Genomic DNA, 3,031 nt, shown 5'->3' on the forward strand with positions numbered 1-3,031 from the left:
AACCTCGACATCTGATCAGTCTCGCAGGACGAGCGCTCCATATTTGTCAGACATGCCCTAGCCACCGCAACGTCGAAGATGCCGGCAGGCCGTGTGGCTCGCCACCATGAAGTGGTGGACAGATAGCCCGTCACACCCCGTCACGAAGCGGGAAGGGAGTGGAGCTCAGGCGATGGACATGGTGAAGGTGTGCCGCTATGACAAGGTGCCGCGTGACGGCGCGATCGCAGTTCAGGTCGACGGCACCCCGGTCGCCGTGGTGCGCAGCGGTGACAACCTGTACGCGATCAGCGACGTCTGCTCGCACGCAGAGGTTTCCCTCTCCGAGGGGGAGATCTATGACAACACCATCGAGTGCTGGCTACACGGTTCCTGCTTCGATCTGCGTACCGGGGAGCCCACCAACCCCCCAGCCACAGAGTCGGTTGCCACCTACCGGGTGGAAATCGACGGTGACGACATCTACGTCTCGCTCGATCCCATCGCCTAGTCCGACATTGAGAAGACATTTGAGCCACATCGCCACGGACAGCGCGAGGAGGCGGGGCGGTGAAGGGAATCATCCTTGCCGGCGGCCAGGGCACGCGGCTACATCCGATCACGCTCGGCGTTTCGAAACAACTGCTTCCTGTTTATGACAAGCCGATGATCTACTATCCGCTTTCGGCGTTGATGCTCGCGGGTATTACCGATATCCAGATCATCTCGTCACCGGATCACCTCAGCATGTTCCGCAAATTGCTGGGAGACGGTTCGTGGCTCGGCATCTCCCTGAGCTATGCGGAGCAGGATCAACCTCGAGGTATCGCCGATGCTTTCCTGACATCCGCCGACCATATCGGAAACGACTCCGTTGCTCTGGTGCTCGGCGACAACATATTTCACGGATCCCGGTTCGGAACGTTACTTCAGCAGGCCACTCAGAACGTCGAGGGCTGTGTCCTCTTCGGCCACCCGGTGCGGGAACCGGAACGCTATGGAGTCGGCGAGCTGGATGAGCGTGGGAATCTCGTATCGATCGAGGAGAAACCGACCAGCCCGCGCACCAATTTGGCGATCACCGGGCTCTATCTCTATGACGACACGGTGGTGGACATCGCCAGAGGATTGCAACCCTCCGAGCGCGGCGAACTGGAGATCACCGACATCAACCGCATATACCTAGAACGAGGTGAGGCCACACTGATACCACTTGGCCGCGGTTTCGTCTGGCTGGACACGGGCACCAACGAGGCTCTCATGGAAGCGGGTCAGTATGTGCAGGTCCTCCAGCACAGGCAGGGTGTGAGGATAGCCTGCGTGGAAGAGATCGCCTGGCGCATGGGATACATCGACCGTGAGGCTTGCTATCGCCTCGGCAGTCGCCTCGCACAGTCACCTTACGGCCGATACATCATGGAAGTGACCCAGATTGATCAAAGCGAGCAGGAATACGGCATTTCTCGAGCCGCTCAAGTGCTGACATAGATTGCGAGTGCTCGCCGCGAGGTGGAGAGTACGTGTCTGCATCTATCGACGTGGCCCGCCTTCGCAGCCTGCCTCTCCGTGTCCGCTTTCCCACTGCTCCGGGTATTCGCGTGTGCTACTATCTCGAACGTGCCGGGTAGCTTCGCCACCACGCAGGATTTGCGTGATCTCGTGCGGCTACGTCGTGTTCGTGACCGGATCGATCGGGAATACGCGCAGCCGCTAGACGTTCAGGCGCTAGCGTGCGGCGTGAACATGTCAGCCGGGCATCTGAGTCGCCAGTTCCGGCTTGCGTACGGCGAGACGCCGTACGCGTATCTGATGACGCGGCGCATCGAGCGCGCGATGGCGCTGCTTCGTCGTGGTGACCTCAGTGTCACTGAGGTCTGCTTCGCGGTTGGCTGCTCGTCGCTGGGCACTTTCAGCAGTCGCTTCACCGAGTTGGTGGGCGTGCCCCCAAGCGTCTATCGAGAGCGGGCCTTGCACGCGACGGTTGGATTGCCGACATGTGTCGTGAAACAGGCAACCAGACCGATCAGGAATCGAGAAGTGCGGGGCATGAGCCGCGTATAGCGCTGCTGCCATGGGCATCACCGTCCAGCTACGCGTTCCTCTCCGCACAACGCCCTGCACGCCCTACCTCCTATCGCCCATCATGACGTCGCTGCTGGGCACCAACTGGGTGGATCGAAGTTGGGGGCATGCACATCACGGCGATGGTGACGCGGTACGACCGCAGCCGTCCACGAAGCAAACTCGTGAGCATCAATGGCTGTGCGGCTCCGGGCAGAGGTTCAAACTCTACGGCTCATGACCCGATCGACCGCGATCTCGATGACTGCCTGCCACGAATCCAGTGGGTCACGTTGTCTCTGCGGTCCCGGACCTTCTCTCGTGCCGGGAGCACGGCCGCGTGCCGGCCCCCCGACGCGATTGTCTTCCTGCTGACCGCGTTGGCGCCGATAGCGATTGATGTACCGTTGCCTCCCTTCGGCAACGCGCTGAGGGTCTTCGGAAATCGTTGCGGTGCCTTCAAGGGTGACCCAGCGGCCACCCTCTGCTTGGCACAAGGCGACACGGCTTCCCGGCATGGCAATCAGGTTCCTCGCCTTGCGCGACTCGATGCCAACCATGATCCGGGCCAGCCTGGCCTCACTGTCCCAGCTAAAGGACACGGGTACGACGTGTGGGGTGTTGTCGGGCCGGAAGGTGGTGAGTGTCGCAATGTGCGGCTCCGCGAGAAAAGTCTCGATCGCGTCCGACAACGGCCATGTCTTTGTATCGGGCTCGGTCATGTGCACTGTTATCGCCCCTCCCAGGGCACGAGATGTCGAGTCAGCTCACGGGTACCGGTTCGCGTCACGCCGTACTCCCGCCGTTCATCCCGCACATTCGTCGATACGTATTGCACAGCAGTCTGGGAAGGAATCCAATAACCTTGGTCGAGCGCGGGTGGAGCCGGTGGGTTCATGGCACCCCGCGCACCGCCCTGGTCAGCACACGCCGTCGTGTGCTGGTTGGCTGAGGGCGACTTCGTGGCGGGCGTGGGGGATTGATCCGGCTT

4 protein-coding genes are annotated in these 3,031 nt (G+C 61.3%); 3 read left to right on the forward strand and 1 reads right to left on the reverse strand.

What is annotated here, in order from left to right; translation table 11 throughout:
- Positions 1 to 172: 172 nt before the first annotated feature.
- From DPM12_RS22540 to DPM12_RS22550, 3 genes are all read left to right on the forward strand, one after another.
- Positions 173 to 490 carry a non-heme iron oxygenase ferredoxin subunit gene (locus tag DPM12_RS22540; RefSeq protein ID WP_112260589.1) on the forward strand — a complete coding sequence of 106 codons (318 nt, stop codon included), beginning with the start codon at positions 173 to 175 and terminating at the stop codon, positions 488 to 490.
- 59 nt (positions 491 to 549) lie between these two features.
- On the forward strand, positions 550 to 1,467 hold the full coding sequence (gene rfbA, locus DPM12_RS22545) for a glucose-1-phosphate thymidylyltransferase RfbA (protein ID WP_112260590.1): 918 nt from the start codon (positions 550 to 552) through the stop codon (positions 1,465 to 1,467).
- 129 nt (positions 1,468 to 1,596) lie between these two features.
- A complete protein-coding gene (locus DPM12_RS22550; protein ID WP_112260591.1) occupies positions 1,597 to 2,040 on the forward strand; it encodes a helix-turn-helix transcriptional regulator in 444 nt (147 codons plus the stop codon).
- A 221-nt stretch (positions 2,041 to 2,261) separates the two neighbouring features.
- Here DPM12_RS22550 and DPM12_RS22555 read toward each other — a convergent pair whose 3' ends face one another.
- Positions 2,262 to 2,762, reverse strand: a complete 501-nt coding sequence (locus DPM12_RS22555; protein ID WP_112260592.1) for a TIGR03618 family F420-dependent PPOX class oxidoreductase — start codon at positions 2,760 to 2,762, stop codon at positions 2,262 to 2,264.
- Between the last annotated feature and the right edge of the window lie 269 nt (positions 2,763 to 3,031).

It is taken from the genome of Phytoactinopolyspora halophila, assembly GCF_003287285.1.
GTDB lineage: Bacteria > Actinomycetota > Actinomycetes > Jiangellales > Jiangellaceae > Phytoactinopolyspora_A > Phytoactinopolyspora_A halophila.